Annotated in this window: 16 protein-coding genes and 1 pseudogene; 10 read left to right on the forward strand and 7 right to left on the reverse strand. The window is 67.9% G+C overall.

The genetic code is table 11. The features are described 5' to 3' along the window. A pseudogene (locus XINFAN_RS21640) lies at window positions 1-213 on the forward strand (hypothetical protein); the annotation flags it as partial. Window positions 214-245: 32 nt separating this feature from the next. Here the strand turns inward: XINFAN_RS21640 and XINFAN_RS06260 are convergent. After that, window positions 246-1,844, reverse strand: a complete 1,599-nt coding sequence (locus XINFAN_RS06260; protein ID WP_124085636.1) for a peptide chain release factor 3 — start codon at window positions 1,842-1,844, stop codon at window positions 246-248. 103 nt (window positions 1,845-1,947) lie between these two features. On the opposite strand from XINFAN_RS06260, the gene XINFAN_RS06265 reads away from it, so the two are divergent. Next, window positions 1,948-2,826 carry a trypsin-like serine peptidase gene (locus XINFAN_RS06265; RefSeq protein ID WP_124085637.1) on the forward strand — a complete coding sequence of 293 codons (879 nt, stop codon included), beginning with the start codon at window positions 1,948-1,950 and terminating at the stop codon, window positions 2,824-2,826. A 238-nt stretch (window positions 2,827-3,064) separates the two neighbouring features. On the opposite strand, the gene XINFAN_RS06270 is transcribed toward XINFAN_RS06265, so the two are convergent. Further along, the gene (locus tag XINFAN_RS06270; protein ID WP_124085638.1) at window positions 3,065-4,111 is read right to left on the reverse strand and encodes a Hint domain-containing protein; all 1,047 of its coding nucleotides are present in this window, start codon (window positions 4,109-4,111) and stop codon (window positions 3,065-3,067) included. A 161-nt stretch (window positions 4,112-4,272) separates the two neighbouring features. Between XINFAN_RS06270 and XINFAN_RS06275 the strand changes: the two genes are divergently transcribed. After that, on the forward strand, window positions 4,273-5,052 hold the full coding sequence (locus XINFAN_RS06275) for an SDR family oxidoreductase (RefSeq protein WP_124085639.1): 780 nt from the start codon (window positions 4,273-4,275) through the stop codon (window positions 5,050-5,052). A gap of 352 nt (window positions 5,053-5,404) precedes the next feature. On the opposite strand, the gene XINFAN_RS06280 is transcribed toward XINFAN_RS06275, so the two are convergent. After that, window positions 5,405-5,776 (reverse strand): helix-turn-helix transcriptional regulator, encoded by a 372-nt coding sequence (locus tag XINFAN_RS06280; RefSeq protein WP_124085640.1) that lies wholly within the window; start codon window positions 5,774-5,776, stop codon window positions 5,405-5,407. 159 nt (window positions 5,777-5,935) lie between these two features. On the opposite strand from XINFAN_RS06280, the gene XINFAN_RS06285 reads away from it, so the two are divergent. From XINFAN_RS06285 to XINFAN_RS06305, 5 genes are all read left to right on the forward strand, one after another. Then, window positions 5,936-6,157 carry a twin-arginine translocase TatA/TatE family subunit gene (locus XINFAN_RS06285; RefSeq protein ID WP_124085641.1) on the forward strand — a complete coding sequence of 74 codons (222 nt, stop codon included), beginning with the start codon at window positions 5,936-5,938 and terminating at the stop codon, window positions 6,155-6,157. An 85-nt stretch (window positions 6,158-6,242) separates the two neighbouring features. After that, window positions 6,243-6,959: a Sec-independent protein translocase protein TatB gene (gene tatB / locus XINFAN_RS06290; protein ID WP_124085642.1), complete on the forward strand. Its 717-nt coding sequence runs from the start codon at window positions 6,243-6,245 to the stop codon at window positions 6,957-6,959. Then, complete coding sequence (gene tatC, locus XINFAN_RS06295; RefSeq protein ID WP_124085643.1) at window positions 6,956-7,846, forward strand: twin-arginine translocase subunit TatC; 891 nt, start codon at window positions 6,956-6,958, stop codon at window positions 7,844-7,846. Before tatB ends, tatC begins: the two co-directional genes overlap by 4 nt. Continuing rightward, on the forward strand, window positions 7,843-8,688 hold the full coding sequence (locus XINFAN_RS06300; protein WP_124085644.1) for an ATP-binding protein: 846 nt from the start codon (window positions 7,843-7,845) through the stop codon (window positions 8,686-8,688). Before tatC ends, XINFAN_RS06300 begins: the two co-directional genes overlap by 4 nt. 17 nt (window positions 8,689-8,705) lie before the next feature. Next, the gene (locus XINFAN_RS06305; RefSeq protein WP_124085645.1) at window positions 8,706-9,989 is read left to right on the forward strand and encodes a hemolysin family protein; all 1,284 of its coding nucleotides are present in this window, start codon (window positions 8,706-8,708) and stop codon (window positions 9,987-9,989) included. A 244-nt stretch (window positions 9,990-10,233) separates the two neighbouring features. Here XINFAN_RS06305 and XINFAN_RS06310 read toward each other — a convergent pair whose 3' ends face one another. From XINFAN_RS06310 to XINFAN_RS06325, 4 genes are all read right to left on the reverse strand, one after another. After that, entirely contained in the window at window positions 10,234-11,424 is a 1,191-nt protein-coding gene (locus XINFAN_RS06310) for a LysM peptidoglycan-binding domain-containing protein (RefSeq protein ID WP_124085646.1), read from the reverse strand. Window positions 11,425-11,488: 64 nt separating this feature from the next. Beyond that, window positions 11,489-12,169 carry a protein-L-isoaspartate(D-aspartate) O-methyltransferase gene (locus XINFAN_RS06315; protein ID WP_124085647.1) on the reverse strand — a complete coding sequence of 227 codons (681 nt, stop codon included), beginning with the start codon at window positions 12,167-12,169 and terminating at the stop codon, window positions 11,489-11,491. Further along, window positions 12,166-12,951 carry a 5'/3'-nucleotidase SurE gene (surE, locus tag XINFAN_RS06320; protein ID WP_124085648.1) on the reverse strand — a complete coding sequence of 262 codons (786 nt, stop codon included), beginning with the start codon at window positions 12,949-12,951 and terminating at the stop codon, window positions 12,166-12,168. Before surE ends, XINFAN_RS06315 begins: the two co-directional genes overlap by 4 nt. A 240-nt stretch (window positions 12,952-13,191) precedes the next feature. Beyond that, entirely contained in the window at window positions 13,192-14,241 is a 1,050-nt protein-coding gene (locus XINFAN_RS06325) for a substrate-binding domain-containing protein (protein WP_124085649.1), read from the reverse strand. 363 nt (window positions 14,242-14,604) lie between these two features. Between XINFAN_RS06325 and XINFAN_RS06330 the strand changes: the two genes are divergently transcribed. Then, window positions 14,605-14,973 carry a pore-forming ESAT-6 family protein gene (locus XINFAN_RS06330; protein ID WP_124085650.1) on the forward strand — a complete coding sequence of 123 codons (369 nt, stop codon included), beginning with the start codon at window positions 14,605-14,607 and terminating at the stop codon, window positions 14,971-14,973. Between the two features lie 77 nt (window positions 14,974-15,050). Further along, the gene (locus XINFAN_RS06335; protein WP_124085651.1) at window positions 15,051-16,493 is read left to right on the forward strand and encodes a protein adenylyltransferase SelO; all 1,443 of its coding nucleotides are present in this window, start codon (window positions 15,051-15,053) and stop codon (window positions 16,491-16,493) included. Window positions 16,494-16,651 lie beyond the last annotated feature (158 nt).

The raw sequence follows: 16,651 nt of genomic DNA on the forward strand, positions 1-16,651 counted from the left end.
CCGCCCGCCCCCGAGCGCGCCGCGGCCCCTGCGCGGGAAGATCATCGCGGGGCGCGCGACCTGCCGCGCGACGGAATCTACGGCGACCGGGACCGCCGGCGCGAGGAAAGCCGCCGCCGTTACGAGCATGACGATGATGATGACGACCGCCGCCATGGCCGCAGCAAGCGCAGCCGGCTGAACGATTTCCTCGGCGATATCTTCGATTTCTGACCACGGGTCCCGGGCGAAAGCCCGGGCCGCGCTCAGACCATCATTTCCTTGGTCGCGGTCAGTTTCGCCAGCGGATAGTCGCGCACCACCCGGTCGATGTCCCATTGCAGCCGGGTCAGGAACACCAGATCGCCGTCGGAATCGCTGGCGATATGCTGCTTGTTCACGTTGACCAGTTTCTCGATCTCGGCCTTGTCGCCGGAAATCCAGCGCGCCGAGCTGAACTGCGAGGGCTCGAACCGCACCGGGATCGAATATTCCAGCTGGATGCGGCTGGCCAGCACGTCGAATTGCAGCGCGCCCACCACGCCGACGATGAAACCCGAGCCGATCATCGGCCGGAACACCTTGGCGGCGCCTTCCTCGGCGAATTGCAGCAGCGCCTTTTCCAGGTGTTTCGCCTTCATCGGATCGGTGGCGCGGATGTTTTGCAAGAGTTCCGGCGCGAAAGACGGGATGCCGGTGAAGCGCAACGTCTCGCCCTCGGTCAGCGCGTCGCCGATACGCAGCTGGCCGTGGTTCGGGATGCCGATGATGTCGCCCGCCCAGGCCTCCTCGGCCAGTTCGCGGTCGGCGGCGAGGAACAGCACCGGGTTCGTCACCGCCATCGGCTTCTTCGAGCGCACATGGGTCAGCTTCATGCCACGCTCGAAATGCCCCGAGGCGAGGCGGACGAAGGCCACCCGGTCGCGGTGCTTCGGGTCCATATTGGCCTGGACCTTGAACACGAAGCCGGTAACTTTCGGCTCATCCGCCGCCACCGGACGCTCGGCCGCCTTCTGCGGCTGCGGGCCGGGGCCGAAATTGCCGATCCCCTCCATCAGTTCCTTCACCCCGAAGGAATTGATCGCCGAGCCGAACCAGATCGGCGTCATCGCGCCATGCAGGAAGGCCTGGCGGTCGAAGGCCGGCAGCAGTTCGCGCACCATGGCGATCTCGTCGCGCAGTTGCGCCAGCATGTCGGCGGGGATGTGATCGGCCAGACGCGGATCGTCCAGCCCGTCGAGTTTCACCGATTCCGCCACCTTGTTGCGGTCGGCGCGGTCCATCAGTTCCAGCCGGTCGTTCAGAAGGTCATAGGCGCCGAGGAAATCGCGCCCCGAGCCGATCGGCCACGAAGCCGGCGTCACGTCGATCGCCAGGTTCTCCTGGATCTCGTCGATGATCTCGAACGTGTCGCGGGCCTCGCGGTCCATCTTGTTGCAGAAGGTCAGGATCGGCAGATCGCGCAGCCGGCAGACCTCGAACAGCTTCCGGGTCTGGCTTTCCACCCCCTTGGCGCCGTCGATCACCATCACCGCGGCGTCCACCGCGGTCAGCGTGCGATAGGTGTCCTCGGAAAAGTCCGAGTGGCCGGGGGTGTCGACCAGGTTGAAGCGGTATTCGCGGTAGTCGAAGGACATCGCCGAGGCCGAGACCGAGATGCCGCGGTCCTGCTCCAGCTTGAGGAAGTCCGAGCGCGTGCGCCGCGCCTCGCCCTTGGCGCGCACCTGGCCTGCCATCTGGATCGCGCCCCCGAACAGCAGGAACTTCTCCGTCAGCGTGGTCTTGCCGGCGTCCGGGTGCGCGATGATCGCGAAGGTCCGGCGGCGGGCGATCTCGGAAGGCAGAGGGGGGGCATTGTCCAGCATGAGCGGGCTTCTAGCGGTTTCCGCGCGGCCCGTCCACGGGGCTGTGGCTCTGGACAGGCAGGGGTGCGCATGGTTTTGCTGCGGGAAAGTGCGGGGTGCGGATATGCGTCGTGTTCTCCTGGTTCTGGCTTTGGTGCTGGCCGCGCCCGCGCGCGCAGCCTGGTTCACCGACAACGGCGACCGCGAGGCGCTGACGGTCTTACGCGACAAACCCGCCGCCGGGCTGAGCGCCACCGAGGTCGCGCTGCTGACCGCGGCGAACCGTACCGGCTGGATCGACATTCCGGCCTGCGGCTGGGGCTCGAACGCGGTGCTGGTCAATGTGGGGGGCGTGGATTACGCGATCACCTCGCTGCATCTGCTGGTGGCCAGGCTGCCAGGCGATGTGCATTGCGAGCCCGACGATCCGGCGCTGTTCTATCCCTATGCCGCCTACCGCGGGCCGGGGGATCCCGCTCTGCGGGAATTGTCCCGCGTCACGGTGGAACTGGAGCCGATGCCGGTCAATTTCACCCGCAGCGGCGTGGCCATGCCCTGGGTCCAGGACTGGGTGGCCTACCGGCTGACGCGGCCCGTCTCGGACGAGATCATGCCCGAGGGCACCTGGGGCGCGGGTCAGCCGCGCGGCGCGATGCAATGGTCTTCGCGCCAGCATAGCGCGGGCCCGGTCTGGGTGCTGGGCTATGACGGACGCTTCCACCGCGAGAACGGCTGGCAGTTCTCGTGGCAGGAATGCGGGCAGCGCCGCCAGCGTTTCGGCATGGCGGTGATCTACTTCAGCTGCGACATCTCGCCGGGCGCCAGTTCCTCGCCGATCATGGTGATGGAGGCGGGTGAGATGACGCTCCAGGGCATCGTCAGCGCCTCGATGGAGCCCTGGATCGGCACCGACACCGCGCTGCCCGAAAGCGCGCTGTTCTGGAACCTCGGCACCGCGAGCGAGGGGATGCAGCGCAGGCTGGAACACCACGCCGCGCCATGATCCGGCCGCGGCGGCAAAAGCGGGGCCGGCGCCGCCGGCTAAATTCCCGGACCGTCCGCTCTTTGCATGGCGTGGAAGAGGGGGCCCTGCCCCCTCGGCCTTCGGCCTCACCCCCGGGATATTTAAGGACAGAAAATGGCAGGAGCGTTTCTGTTCATTTTCTGTCCTTAAATATCCCCGCCGGAGGCATTTCGCGCCATAAGGCGCGAAACCTCTTCTGGCTGCGGCTGGCAAAGGGTCACCGGCCCGGACCGCCCCTCGTCCGCGCGGGGTAGAGCGCCTCGCCGCCGAGGGTTTCCAGGAATTGCCGCCCGGCCTCGGTGCCGAAATGCTGCACCTGGGCAAGGCCGGGGAAGCGCGTTTGCACCTCGGCCGCCAGTTCCGGCGGCAGGCGCGAGATTGTGGCGTCGTTGACCATCAGGCTCTCGGCCGGGATGCCCTCAGCATAGATGATCTCGTGATGGTCGAAGATCAGGCTGAACCAGTCGGTGAAGCCGCCCTCGCGGATGAAGACACGCTCGCCATCCGCGAGCCAGCGCGCCTGGACCAGCAGTTCCGAGGTCGCCAGCCCCGGCACCCGGTGTCGCTGGTAGAGGAACATCCGGTGATGTTGGCTGACGATCAGATCGCCGCTGTTGCCGAGCGTTCCGGCGGTGATCACCACCGGGGCGAAGACCCCCACCGCGCGCAGCGTGGCGCGGCCCACGAGGCGCAGCACCTGCGGGCCGTGATCGCGGGTCAGGATCTTCATCCCCGGCTCAAGATTCTCGACCGCGACCTGGCGGCCGTCGGCCAGCGTGATCCCGGTGCCGCGCGCGAAGGAAAGGCACATCAGCTCCGACAGCCGGATATCGCCCGGCGTGGTATCGGTGGTCAGAAGGGTGTATTCCGCCCGCTCCGAGACCGGCGAGAGCGGCAGCACGTAAAGCCCGCCCGCCACCTGCAACAGCAGGATCTCGATCCGGTCGCCGTCGTCGGCCATCAGTGTGTAGCGGGCGATGGTCGCCACCGGATCGCCGGGCCGCCCCACGGCGGACCCCTCGCCCACCCGCGGATCGGCGCCGGCCTCCGGGTGGGTCAGCACCAGCCGCGCGGGCCGCGCGCCGGGTTCCAGCTGATAGATGTCGCCCGATTCCACCTCGTCGGGCAGGCCGAGGCCGTCGCCCATATTCGCCCCGGCCGAGACCCAGATGTCATCGGCGGCAAAGACCTGGCAGGCATGTCCGGGCGAAGGAGAGGCGGGCGCAGCACGGCTGGCCGTGGCCCGCGAGGGGGAATCTGTCATCTTCGATCGAAATCCTGACCGTCTGCTAAGCCCCACCACCGGAGGAAGGATAGCAGTTTCCGCACACCGGGGTCAAACGCTCTGCGCCGCAGGGCCGTGGCTCTTGCATCCTCGGGGCCGGGCGGCCAGGCTCGGGACTGCGGCAAAGCAGGGAGAAGGCGATGGATCTGGGAATCGCGGGCAGGCGGGCGCTGGTCAGCGCGGCCTCAAAGGGCCTCGGCCGGGGCTGCGCCGGGGCTTTGGCGGCGGCGGGGGTGGATCTGGTGATCTGCGCGCGCGGCACTGACGCGCTGGAGCGCACCGCGGCGGAGCTGGCCGAACGGCACGGCGTCAGCGTTACCCCCGTGGTGGCCGATATCACCCGCGCGGAGGACCGCGCCCGGGTTCTGGCGGCTGCGGAGGGGGCCGACATCCTCGTGACCAATGCCGGAGGCCCGCCGCCGGGGCTGTGGAGCGACTGGACGCGCGAGGATTTCCTTCGCGCCCTGGACGCCAACATGCTGACGCCGATCGCTTTGATGCAGGCGCTTTTGCCGGGGATGATCGCACGGGGCTGGGGCCGGGTGGTCAACATCACCTCGGCCTCGGTGCGCGCGCCGATCGACGTGCTGGGCCTGTCGAACACCGCCCGCACCGGGCTGACCGGCTTCGTCGCCGGCACCGCGCGCCAGGTGGCGGGCAGTGGGGTGACGATCAACAACCTTCTGCCCGGTATGCATGCGACCGACCGCGCCGTCGCGCTGGATCAGGGGGCGGCGCATGCGCAGGGAATCGGCGTGGACGAGGCGAAGAAGGCGCGTGCCGCCACCATTCCCGCCGGGCGCTACGGCACGGCAGAGGAATTCGGCGCCACCTGCGCCTTCCTCTGCTCGGTCCATGCCGGTTATATCGTCGGGCAGAATATCCTGATCGACGGTGGATCGACCAATCTTACGGTCTAGGAGCGGGCCGTTGTTGCCCTGTCACCAGCCGGGTGCCCGGCAGCCGGAGCCCTTGCCACCGGCCCCGGGCAACGAGAGCGTAATCGCCGCGGCTCCGGCCCTGCCGGACACATGCCCCGCTCCGCGCGGCCTTTCACAGGCGCAAACCGGGGCCGCCATCCCCTCCACCTGATCCCGCGCGTCGGCGATTCCCCACAATGCCGAGGCGGCCAAGGCTCGCAATTTCATCGGGCGCGCCTTCTGTCGTCTCAGGGACCGGCGCAGGATCGCCGCCCGCTACGGCAAACCCGCGAACACCTTCGCTTTCGGCGTCGGCGTCGCGGCAACCATCCTGTGGTGGGCCGATTGAGGCTCAGGCCTGGGGCTCGCGCGGATCCTGCGCCTCGATCCCGGCCTGCGGCAGCAGCGTCGCGATCTTGTAGAGCAGGCTTTTGGCCGCCCGCGCGCGGGCCGGATCGTTGGCCTCGACATGGCGCAGCCCGGTGGCCAGCGCGTCGATCTCGTCGGGTGTCAGCACCGTGGGCGGCAGCATCAGCGGCGAGCGCAGGATATAGCCGAGGCCGCGCCCCCCGGTGACCGGAAGGCCGGTCGCGGCCATCATCGCCATGTCGCGCCAGACCGTGCGGGTCGAGACGCCCAGCCGGTCGGCCAGCTCCTGCGCGGTATGCAGCCGGCCGTCGCGCAGGATCTGCACGATATCGTAAAGGCGGTCGTCGCGTTTCATCGGCTTTTCCGGGCGATGGCAGGGCCTACTGACAAAATACTGTCAGTTGCCCCGCCCCGGCAAGCCGAATCGCCCTTCATCTGCCGCCGCCCCGGCCTTAATCTTACCGCAGACAGGACGGATTTCCCCCGGCATGCGGGGGCCTGAACGGAGGTTTCCATGTTCCAGAATATCGGCCTTCCCGGCCTTCTTCTGATCGCGGTGGTGGTGCTGGTGCTGTTCGGCAAAGGCAAGGTCAGCTCGCTGATGGGCGAGGTGGGCAAAGGGATCACCGCCTTCAAGAAAGGCGTGGGTGACGGCAACGCCGAGATCGAGCGCGAAAAGGCCGAGGCGGCGAAAGACGTGACGCCCGTGGTCGAACCGGAGAAAGACAAGGTCTGACCGGCAGGTGCCGGGCAGGGCTTTCGCCCCGGAGCCCCTTCGCGGGGGCGCGGGTTCGTCTGAGCAATCGTAAGGAGAGGCGCGGATGGAAGTCGGCTGGACCGAGCTTCTGGTCATCGGCATCGTTGCGCTGGTCGTGATCGGACCGAAGGATCTGCCCGAGATGTTCCGCACTCTGGGCCGGTTCACCGCCAAGCTGCGGTCAATGGCGCGGGATTTCTCGCGCGCGATGGAAGATGCGGCGAAAGAAACCGGCGTCAAGGACGTGGCCGATGATCTGAAGAAGGTCGTCAGCCCGAAGAATATGGGCCTCGATGCGGTGAAATCGGCGGCGGACAAGTTTGAGAAATGGGATCCGCTGAAGGGCACCCGTCCGACGCCGGGCAGCACCAGACCCGCAGCCGCTGCGGCTGCCGCGTCCACGGCGGCGACCGCTGCCGCCGCGCCGGCGGATGCGGCGGCAAAGCCGCTGGCCGACGCTCCGGTCGAGACCCGGCCGCTGGACCCGCCCCAACCCGCCCCCGCGGCCTTCGAGGATGCCCCGGCCACGGTGACGGCGCCCGCCGCTGCTCCGGCACCGGCAAAGAAGACGCCCGGCCGCACCCGCAGCGCCAGCGCCGCTAAGCCGGTAAGCGCGAAACCCGCGGCACCGGCCAAAGCAGCACCGGCCAAAACCGCCGCGAAGGCACCCGCCAGGGCCGCCGCGAAATCTGCGGCCGCCAAAAGCGTCAAAGACCCCGCCGCGAAACCCGCGCCGAAACGCAAATCCGCTGCGACGACTGCGACGAAGGACAGCGCATGAGCACAGATGAGATCGACGAAAGCTCGGCTCCGCTGATCGAGCATCTGATCGAGCTGAGGAACCGGATCCTCTGGTCGCTGGCGGCATTCCTCGTCGCCATGATCCTCTGTTTCTCGGTCTGGAATCCGATCTTCAACTTCCTGACCCGCCCGATCTGCTCTGCTCTGGCCGAACGCCAGCAGGATTGCGGCCTGGTGCTGATCAAGTTGCAGGAGGGGTTCTTCGTCGCGATCCGCATCTCGGTGATCGGAGGGATCGCGCTGTCTTTCCCCATCGTCGGCTATCAGATGTGGCGCTTCGTGGCGCCCGGGCTTTACCGCAGCGAGAAACAGGCCTTCCTGCCGTTCCTGATCGCCAGCCCGCTGATGTTCCTGCTGGGCGGGGCGTTCTCCTACTATGTCGTGCTGCCGATCGCCTTCAGCTTCTTCCTGTCGTTCCAGCAGGGGATGATCTCGGAACCCGGCACCGTGGCCGAGGCCATCGGCCCGGCGGTAGAGGCCGGCAGCCAGGTCGCGCGCGAGGTGAAGGACGCCGCCGGGATCGTCTTCCAGGGCTCGATGGAGAGTTACCTCGCGCTGACCACCAGTTTCGTGCTGGCCTTCGGTCTGTGCTTCCAGCTTCCGGTGTTGCTCACGCTGATGGGCCGGGCCGGGCTGGTCACCTCGGCCGGGCTGGCGGGGGTGCGCCGCTATGCCATCGTGATCATCCTGATCGTCGCCGCCGTGGTGACGCCGCCGGATTTCATGAGCCAGATCATCCTTTTCGCCGCCGTCTACCCGCTTTATGAAATCTCGATCTTCCTCGTGCGCCGCTTCGAGAAGAAGAAAGAGGCCGAGTTGCGCGCCGCGGGAGAATGGGAAGAGGACGAAGACGGAACCAACGCATGACCGATCCGCTGGAACGTATCGCCGGGGCGCTTGAACGGCTGGCGCCCGCGCCGATGCCCGCGCCCGATTTCGACGCGGCCGACGCTTTCGCCTGGGCCACCCAGCCCGACCGGCTGGAACCGGTGACCAGGGTCGCCCGGGTGGACATCTCGCTTCTGGTGGGTGTGGACCGCTCGCGCGATATCCTGCTGGAGAACACCCGCCATTTCGCCCGCGGCCTGCCCGCGAACAACGCGCTTTTGTGGGGCGCGCGCGGCATGGGGAAGTCGAGCCTCGTCAAATCCGCCCATGCGCAGATTCTGGCCGAGGGGCTGAGCCTGAAGATCGTGGAACTGTCGCGCGAGGATCTGCCCTCGGTCGCGCGGCTGCTGAACCATCTGCGCGCGGCGGTGCAGCACCGCTTCCTGCTGTTCTGCGACGATCTCTCGTTCAGCCATGACGACCAGCATTACAAATCGCTGAAAGCGGTGCTGGACGGCGGGATTTCCGGCCGGCCCGAAAACGTGCTGTTCTACGCCACCTCGAACCGCCGCCATCTGATGCCGCGCGACATGATCGAGAACGAGAGGTCCTCGGCGATCAGCCCGGCCGAGGCGGTCGAGGAAAAGGTTTCGCTGTCCGACCGTTTCGGGCTGTGGCTCGGCTTCCACCCGTGCAGCCAGGACGAATATCTGGCGATGATCCGCGGCTATTGCGCGGCGCATGGGGTGAAGGTGCCCGAGGAGCGGCTGCGCGCCGAGGCGATCGAATGGCAGGCCACGCGCGGCTCGCGTTCGGGCCGGGTCGCGTGGCAATTCTTCTGCGATCTGGCCGCGCGCGAAGGGGTCAGGGTCGCGGCGTGATCTGATCGGGGGCCGGGATGCTGGGCGAAGTGCTGATCCTGCTTGCGCTGATCGTGCTGAACGGCGTCTTCGCCATGTCCGAGCTCGCGGTGGTCTCCTCGCGCCCGGCACGGCTGAAAACGCTCGCGGTGAAAAGCCGCGGCGCGGCGCTGGCTTTGCGGCTGGCGGAAAATCCGGGCCGGTTCCTCTCCACCGTGCAGATCGGCATCACCGCCGTAGGCGTGCTGTCGGGCGCACTGGCCGGGGATACGCTTGGCGGACGGATCGCGGCCTGGCTGGTGGCCGAGGGGATGAGCCCCGCCTGGGCCGGGCGGATCGGCGTCGGCGGCGCGGTGGTCGCCATCACCTATGTCTCGCTGATCGTGGGCGAACTGGTGCCGAAACAGATCGCGCTGCGCAACCCCGAGGCCATCGCCGCCCGCGTCGCCCCGATGATGGTGGCGCTGTCGGTCGCGGCGGCGCCCGTGGTGTGGTTTCTCGACCGTTCCGGCCGCGCCATGCTCTGGCTGCTGCGGCAGCGTGGCGAAAGCGAAAGCCGCGTGACCGAAGAAGAGGTCAACCTGCTCTTGTCCGAAGCGCAGCAGGGCGGCGTGATCGAAGAGGACGAGCGCGCGATGATCTCGGGCGTGATGCGGCTTTCGGACCGCACCGCCCGCGCGCTGATGACCCCGCGCAACGAGGTGGAATTCCTGCCCGCCGATACGCCGCCCGGCGACGCGCTGGAAGCGATCCGCCGCATCGGCAAAAGCCGGATCCCGGTCGCGGATGCGGCGGGCGATGTGCTGGGAATCCTTCGGCTGACCGATGTCTTCGCCGCGGTCTCAAGGGGCGAGGCGCCGGATCTGCGTGCGCTGCTCTGCCAGGTGCCGGTGATCTCGGACCGGATGGAGGCGCTGGATGTGGTTCGCGTGTTGCAACAATCGGGCGACCGTCTGGCGCTGGTCTATGACGAATACGGCAATTTCGAGGGGCTGATCACCATCGGCGACCTGCTGGAGGCGATCACCGGGGCCGAGGCCGCCTCTGACGCTGACGAGCCCGCCATCTTTGAGCGCGAGGACGGCAGCCTGCTGGTGGCGGGATGGATGCCGGCCGACGAATTCTGCGACCGGATGGCGATCCCGCGCGAGACGGCAGGCGAATACGATACGGTGGCCGGGCTGGTGCTGCACCAGCTCGGCCATCTGGCAAGCCTTGGCGAGGTGTTCGAATTGCCCGGCGCCCAGGGCCCGGGGCTGCGTTTCGAGGTGGTCGATCTCGATGGGATGCGGATCGACAAGGTGCTGGTGAACCGGGTCTGACACGGTGCCGGGGCGCTGCCTTCCGGCTGCGGCAGATATCAGAGGTCCGCGCCTTGCGGCACGGATGCCTCCGGCGGGGATATTTAAAGACAGAAAATGATCAGAGCGGAACTCGCCTCATTTTCTGTCCTTAAATATCCCGGGGGGTGAGGCCGAAGGCCGAGGGGGGCAGGGCCCCCCCTTCTGCGCTCTCAGCCAGACGAGCTTTCGGGAAACCAGGCGCCGTGCCGGACGGCCCGGCGGGTCATTGCAGGTAAGGCATCGGGTCGAGGCTGTCGACACCCTTCCTGATCTCGAAATGCAGGAACGAGGGATTGCCGCTGCGCACCACGCCGATCTGCTGGCCGCGGCTGACGCTGTCGCCTTTTTTCACCTTCAGCCCGTCGACGCCGGCATAGACCGTCATCAACCCGCCCGCGTGGCGGATCACCACGATCTGCACCTGTTCCGTGTCTTTGGTGATCGCCGCCACCGTGCCCGCATCCGCCGCCTTCACCGGCGTGCCGGGGGCGGCGCCGATATTCACGCCCTGGTTCGACTTCTTGTCGTAGCCGCGGATCACGCTGCCCGCGACCGGCATCGCCATTTTCGACGCCGAAGCTCCGGTTCGGGCCGCGCCCAGATCGGGCGAGGCGGGGGTGCCCGAGGGTTTCTGACCCGCCGGTTCGGTCTTTTCGTCCGGCAGGGGTTTCGAGGCCGAGGGCGGCGCGGGGGTGGCGCTGCCCGAACCGGGCGCGGCGGGTTTCGGCTCGGGGTTGGGCGCGGGGGCAGTGGCGACCGGGATGATCAGCGTCTGCCCCTCGCGGATCGCCATGTCGGAACCTAGCCCGTTCCATTCCGCCAGCGCCTTCGCCGAGACGTTGTAGGAGCGCGCGATGATGAAGGCGGTCTCGCCGCGTTTCACCGTATGGCGGACCGGCTCCTTGCCGCCGCCGGGGGCGCTTGCGGCGGGCGCGCTGACCGGCGGCAGCGCGGTGGTCTCAACCCGGTCGAGCGCGCCGGTCGCGATGGCGGTGATATCGACCGGCCCGGTCGCTCCGGTCACCGGCTGCGGGGCGGCGCTGACCCGGGCGGGCAGCAGCAAAAGCTCGCCCTCGCGCAGGGGGTCGCCCGCTTGCAGCGCATTGGCCCGCGCCAGTTCGGAGGGGTTCAGGCCGAGGCGACCGGCCACGCTGGCCACCGTCTCGCCGCGGCGGGCCTGGGCCATCTGATAGCCCGGGTAAGAAAGGACGCCGTTGCCGTCGGGCACCGGACGTGCGGCGGTGGCCTGGCGGGCCTCGTCGGCGGTGCCGCCGGGGCCGCCGCGCAGATCCCAGTCGAAAGAGCCCGCGGGCATGTTGGAACAGGCCGCCAGCAGCGCCATCCCGCAAGAGGCCGTCAGAAGGCGCAGCCGCGCCCTGCCCTTTGCACTGGGGGTCTGAACTGTCAGGATCATGATTTACCGCCTCTTGCCTTCCCGCGTCCGGGTTGATGCCCCGGCTCTCTCGATGCGCGAAAGACTACTCGCTCCCGAGCCCTTCGACCAGAGGCACGAAACGCACCGGGCGAAGTTCCTCGTAATCGAAGCCGGATTCGCCCCGTTTCACCCGGATCAGCTGCTGAACATGGTCGGATTGCCCGACCGGCAGCACCATGATGCCGCCGGGTTTCAGTTGCGCCAGCAAGGGCCCCGGCGGGTCTTCGGCGGCGGCGGTGACGAGGATGCGGTCGAAGGGCGCCTGATCGGGCAGGCCGAAAGATCCGTCGCCGGTCACGGCGGTCACGTTCACCAGACCCATCTCGCGGAAGATGCCGGATGCCTCGCGCACCAGCCGCCGCCAGCGGTCCACCGTATAGACCCTTCGTGCAAGCTGCGCGAGGATCGCCGCCTGGTAGCCCGAGCCGGTGCCGACCTCCAGCACGGTGTCGCGCGGACCCAGGTTCAGCGCCTGGGTCATCAGCCCCACCACCGAGGGCTGGCTGATGGTCTGGCCGCAGGCGATCGGCAGCGGCATGTCCTCATAGGCGCGGCTGGCGAAGACGCCTTTGACGAAACGGCCGCGGTCGACCCGCTCCATCGCGGTCAGCACCCGCGCATCGGTCACGCCATGCGAGCGGAGGGCGAAGAGAAAGCGCATCTTGCGTTCGGCAAGGCTGCCGGAGGCGTCGTCGTCGGTATCCTCCGGGGGCCGTGCGCTCATCCGATGCGGCCCGCCAGATCTTCAAGCAGGTCGTGGGCGGTCAGGTCGGCCCGTAAGGGCGTGACCGAGATATGGCCGTCAAGGTTTACCGCAACATCGGTGCCGGGCAGGGTGGGGGTGTGCTGCGGCCCGCCCTTGATCCACAGGAACCGCCGCCCGTTGGGCGAGACCTGGGCCTCGGCGGTGAACGAGGTGTCGCGCCGGAAGCCCTGGGCTGCGATCCGCATCGGTTTGGACTCGGCGGCGGAAAGCGGCGGGAAATTCACGTTGTAGAACACCCGGTAATCGCTGTTGGTCCAGATGCCGCTGTCGAGCAGTTTCCTGACCACCGAGGCGCCATGAGTGCGGGCGCAGTCGAACGGATCGGCAAGGCTGTCGGTCGCCGGCCCCATATATTGCGACATGGCGATGGCCGGGATGCCCTGGAGCGCCGCCTCCATCGCGCCGCCGACGGTGCCGGAATAGCAGATGTTCTCGGCGGCGTTGTTGCCGCGGTTCACGCCCGAGAGCACGAGGTCAGGCTTGGCGCCATAGAGCACGTCGTAGATCGCGGCGAGGACGCAATCGGCGGGGCTGCCCTCGGCCGCGTAGCTGCGCGGGCCGAGCCGGGCAATGGCGGTCGGGTTGTTGTAGCTGATGCAATGGCCGACGCCCGATTGCTCGAAGGCGGGGGCCACGGTCCAGACCTCGCCCGAAGGCCCGGCGATGGTGGTGGCGATTTCGTGCAGCACCGCAAGCCCGGGGGCGTTGATGCCGTCGTCGTTGGTGATGAGAATGCGCATGATGTCCTCTGGCTGATGTCCTGATTAGACGAGGCCCGGCTCTGCTTCAAGCGCCGCGCGGGTGGCGGGCCGGGCAAAGGGGCCCCGTCCCGCCCCGAAACGGCCCCGTCCATCGGTTTCCTGAACCGAAGGCCGACCCCGGATATTCGCAGACGGAAATGATCGGGGGGTGGGCAAAAGGAAAAGGCATCCGGGGGAAACCGGATGCCCTTCCTCGTGAAGTCTGCCGGTCCGTGCGGCTTATTGCAGCGGGCCCATCGGGGTTTCGGATTCGACCATGGCCTGGGTCGCGGCCAGTTCCGGGTCGGAGACGAGACCGTAATCGGCGAGCGGGCCGTCCGGGCCTGCAATCTCGTCCGAGACGAAGAAGGCCACGAAGTCCTTCAGCCCGGGGATCACCCCGAAATGCGCCTTCTTGACGTAGATATAGAGCGGGCGCGAGATCGGATATTCGCCCGCGGCGATGGTTTCGACTGAGGGCACCACGCCGTCGATGGTGGCGACGCGCAGCTTTTCGGTGTTGTTCTGGTAGAACGACAGGCCGAACACGCCGATCGCACTCTTGTCGGCGTCAAGACGCGCGAGGGTCTCGTTATAGTCGCCGTCGATATCGACCGACCGGCCATCGGTGCGCAGCTTCATGCATTCGCCCTCGGCGGCCTTCTTCTTCTCGGCCTCTTCGCCGGTCGCGGCGGCGAGGAACAGATCGTAAGCGCCGGTCGCCTTGCAGCCCTCGGTGATGACCTTGTGGTCGAACACTTCGCGGGTGCCGTGTTTGGTGCCCGGGATCATGGCGAGGATGTTCTGCGCCGGCAGATCGGCGCGGACCTCGTTCCAGGTCTTGTGCGGATTGGCGGTCAGCGCGCCGTCCTTCGCCACCCGGGCGGCCAGCGCGCCATACCAGTCGGCGGGAGTGAAGGCGAATTCCGGCCCGTTCACCGCCGAGGCGAAGACGATCCCGTCATAGCCGATGCGGACTTCGAGGATCTCGGCCACGCCGTTCGCGGCGCAGAGGTCGATGTCCGACTGCGAGATGCGCGACGAGGAATTGGCGATGTCGATGGTGTTCTCGCCCACGCCCTCGCAAAGCTTCTTGCGCCCGCCGCCCGAGCCGCCGCCTTCCACCACCGGGGTGGGCAGGTCGAAATTCTCGCCGAAGGCCTCGGCGACGATGGTGGCGTAGGGCAGCACGGTCGAAGAGCCGGAGATCTGGATCTGGTCGCGGGCCTCGGCCACGGTGGCGGCCGCCACGAGCGCAAGCGCCGATACGGTGAATTTCACGGTGTTCATGGATCACTCCTGATTGTGCCAGCCGGAGAACCGGCTTTCATTCGCCGGAATATGCGCTTCGGGTAACGGTAATCCCGCGGTTTTGTAACAAGGCCATGACGTTTGCGTTCCCGGAAAGGGCCGCGAAAGAAAGGCGCTGCCCTCGTCCCGGGATATCTGGGGGCAGATGAAAATGCAGAGGTTTTTCTTAGGCCGGGCAAGCGGTGATTTCCCGGCCAGGCGGGATCCGGGGCGCGGGTCGGGGCCACTCCGGCGAAAACGCGCCGCCTTTTGGCGGGGTGGCCCGCAGGGGCGGTTTGCCCGGTGCCAGCCGGGAATGCGGCTGTTAGAAACACTCCGGCAATGATGTGAATGGAGTATCAGATGCGTAAATTCCTGGCTCTCGCCGCGGTTTCGACCGCCCTCGCGGCCCCCGCTCTGGCGCAGGATCTGGACGATACCCTGGCCGCCGCCCGCAATCAGCTGGGCCTGCTGGAATACTGCCAGGCCGAGGGCCATATCGACGGCACCGCCGTCGAAACCCAGGCCGGCCTGCTGGCGCAACTGCCGCCCGCCACCGATGCTGAAAAGGTGGATGCCGCCTATGAGAAGGGCAAGGCGGGCACGCTTTCGGCGATGGGGATCGAACAGAACCTGGCCGATGCCGCCACCACCCAGAACACCAGCGTCGCCGAGATCTGCACTCAGATGGCTGTCGCGCTGGCGGCTGCCGCGGCTCAGACCGGCGGCTGATTGCGGCCTTTCGCGCGCGCAATGCTTGCCCGGCGGCCCCCGACGGGCCATATCTTCCGGGTCAGGGAGCGCGCGCGATGACATTCCGGTTTGAACATTCCTGGCAGGCGGACCTGCCGGGCACCTTTCTGCCCCACCAGCCCGATCCGGCGCCCGCGCCTGCGCTCGCCGTGCTGAACGAGCCTCTGGCCGAAAGCCTGGGCCTCGACCCGGCCGCGCTGCGCGAACATGGCGCGGCCTGGTTTTCCGGGGCTGAACTGCCGCCGGGCGCGCAGCCGGTGGCGCTGGCCTATGCGGGGCATCAGTTCGGCGGCTTTTCCCCCTCGCTGGGCGACGGGCGGGCGCATCTTCTGGGCGAGTTCCGCGGCCCGGACGGGCGGCTGTGGGACCTGCAACTGAAGGGCTCGGGCCGCACGCCGTTCTCGCGCGGGGCTGACGGCAAGGCGGCGCTCGGGCCGATGCTGCGGGAATATCTGATTTCCGAGGCGATGGCGGCGCTCGGCGTGCCGACGACGCGCGCTCTGGCGGTGGCGACGACCGGCGAAAAGGTGTTTCGCGACAGCGGTGCCCAGCGGGGAGCGCTGACCGGCGCGGTTCTGGCGCGGGTGGCTGCAAGCCATATCCGCGTCGGCAGCTTCCAGTTCCTTTCCTCCCGGGGCGAGACCGACAAGGTGCGCGCGCTCGCCGATTACGCGATCAGCCGCCACTACCCCGACCTGACGGAGGCCCCCGAGCCGTATCTGGCGTTCTTCGATGCGGTGGCGCAGCGCCAGGCCCGGCTGATCGCGCAATGGATGGGGCTCGGCTTCATCCATGGCGTGATGAACACCGACAATATGGCGATCTCGGGCGAGACCATCGACTACGGCCCCTGCGCCTTCATGGAGAGCTATGCCCCCGGCACGGTGTTTTCCTCGATCGACCGGCAGGGCCGCTATGCTTACGCCAATCAGCCGCTGATCCTCGGCTGGAACCTCGCGCGGCTGGCCGAGGCGATCCTGCCGCTGCTGGCGGCGGATCAGGAACAGGGCGTCGCGATTGCGAACGAACGGTTGTCCGGTATCGCAGGCCTCTACCGGCGCGAATGGCTGGCGGTGATGCGCGAAAAGCTCGCGCTGGCGGGCGAGGACGAGGGCGACGGCGCGCTGGCGGACGATCTGCTGGCGGCGATGCAGGGCGCGGACTGGACGCTGACCTTCCGCCGCCTTGCCGGGGCGGTGCAGGGTGACCACCCGCCGCTGCGCGCGCTGTTTCAGGATTTCGCCGCGATGGAGGCCTGGCTGCCGCGCTGGCGCGCGAGGCTCGGGCCCGGGGCCGAAGAGCGGCTGCTGGCGGCGAACCCCGCGGTGATCCCGCGCAACCACCGGGTGGAAGAGGCCCTGAACGCGGCGGAAGCGGGCGACATGGCGCCGTTCCTCGCGGCTCTGGAAGCGGTGCGCGACCCCTTCACCCCGCGCGAGTCGTTCATGCTGCCCGCGCCCACCGGATTCGGCGGCTACGTCACTTATTGCGGGACGTAAATCGCCGCCCACCGGCCCTTTTCCCGGTCTTGCAGCGGCGGAATCGCGGCTGATCGGCGGAAAGCCGCACAATCCCTACCCCTTTGGCCGGGATTTCCCGCAGCCCGCGGTGATTTCAAACACTTGTCCATTGAAGCAAAGCCAAACCGGCAGTATCG

This window comes from Pseudogemmobacter humi (assembly GCF_900609055.1).
Taxonomy (GTDB): domain Bacteria; phylum Pseudomonadota; class Alphaproteobacteria; order Rhodobacterales; family Rhodobacteraceae; genus Pseudogemmobacter; species Pseudogemmobacter humi.

What these genes read in the sequence shown, in the direction of transcription:
- XINFAN_RS06275 (WP_124085639.1), top strand. Translation starts at nt 4,273, where the DNA reads ATGGATCTGGGAATCGCGGGCAGGCGGGCGCTGGTCAGCGCGGCCTCA.
- XINFAN_RS06330 (WP_124085650.1), top strand. Translation starts at nt 14,605, where the DNA reads ATGCGTAAATTCCTGGCTCTCGCCGCGGTTTCGACCGCCCTCGCGGCC.
- XINFAN_RS06315 (WP_124085647.1), bottom strand. Translation starts at nt 12,169, where the DNA reads ATGAGCGCACGGCCCCCGGAGGATACCGACGACGACGCCTCCGGCAGC.
- XINFAN_RS06310 (WP_124085646.1), bottom strand. Translation starts at nt 11,424, where the DNA reads ATGATCCTGACAGTTCAGACCCCCAGTGCAAAGGGCAGGGCGCGGCTG.
- XINFAN_RS06270 (WP_124085638.1), bottom strand. Translation starts at nt 4,111, where the DNA reads ATGACAGATTCCCCCTCGCGGGCCACGGCCAGCCGTGCTGCGCCCGCC.
- XINFAN_RS06280 (WP_124085640.1), bottom strand. Translation starts at nt 5,776, where the DNA reads ATGAAACGCGACGACCGCCTTTACGATATCGTGCAGATCCTGCGCGAC.
- XINFAN_RS06305 (WP_124085645.1), top strand. Translation starts at nt 8,706, where the DNA reads ATGCTGGGCGAAGTGCTGATCCTGCTTGCGCTGATCGTGCTGAACGGC.
- XINFAN_RS06285 (WP_124085641.1), top strand. Translation starts at nt 5,936, where the DNA reads ATGTTCCAGAATATCGGCCTTCCCGGCCTTCTTCTGATCGCGGTGGTG.
- surE (WP_124085648.1), bottom strand. Translation starts at nt 12,951, where the DNA reads ATGCGCATTCTCATCACCAACGACGACGGCATCAACGCCCCCGGGCTT.
- XINFAN_RS06325 (WP_124085649.1), bottom strand. Translation starts at nt 14,241, where the DNA reads ATGAACACCGTGAAATTCACCGTATCGGCGCTTGCGCTCGTGGCGGCC.
- tatC (WP_124085643.1), top strand. Translation starts at nt 6,956, where the DNA reads ATGAGCACAGATGAGATCGACGAAAGCTCGGCTCCGCTGATCGAGCAT.
- XINFAN_RS06265 (WP_124085637.1), top strand. Translation starts at nt 1,948, where the DNA reads ATGCGTCGTGTTCTCCTGGTTCTGGCTTTGGTGCTGGCCGCGCCCGCG.
- XINFAN_RS06300 (WP_124085644.1), top strand. Translation starts at nt 7,843, where the DNA reads ATGACCGATCCGCTGGAACGTATCGCCGGGGCGCTTGAACGGCTGGCG.
- tatB (WP_124085642.1), top strand. Translation starts at nt 6,243, where the DNA reads ATGGAAGTCGGCTGGACCGAGCTTCTGGTCATCGGCATCGTTGCGCTG.
- XINFAN_RS06335 (WP_124085651.1), top strand. Translation starts at nt 15,051, where the DNA reads ATGACATTCCGGTTTGAACATTCCTGGCAGGCGGACCTGCCGGGCACC.
- XINFAN_RS06260 (WP_124085636.1), bottom strand. Translation starts at nt 1,844, where the DNA reads ATGCTGGACAATGCCCCCCCTCTGCCTTCCGAGATCGCCCGCCGCCGG.